Origin of the sequence: Pantoea sp. SIMBA_079, from assembly GCF_046940275.1 — a bacterium.
Lineage (GTDB): Bacteria > Pseudomonadota > Gammaproteobacteria > Enterobacterales > Enterobacteriaceae > Pantoea > Pantoea borealis.
Window position 1 is genome coordinate 1 of sequence record NZ_JAWRYR010000765.1, and the last position, 245, is coordinate 245.

Here is a 245-nt window from a genome sequence, read left to right on the forward strand (position 1 = left end):
CTTGGTCTGCGGATCGATCGCCCCTTCGAATGTGCCGATGGCATATTCGTAGTCGTTTCGCGTATCGACCACGACAGTGTCTTCATCCGCGATGAGGGCGTTCCAGTCCTGCGGCGCGACATAGGTGCCCACGCTTTTCAACGGGTCGATGCCCTCGACGCCCATGGTGACGATCTCGCGCTTCAAGCGCACCTTCATGCGATGGAACGGCATTTCGCTGGCATGGGAGTATTTGAGTTCGGGCT

At 58.4% G+C, this 245-nt stretch carries 1 pseudogene; it reads right to left on the reverse strand.

The features are described from left to right. A pseudogene (locus tag SB719_RS22015) lies at positions 1-245 on the reverse strand (hypothetical protein); the annotation flags it as partial.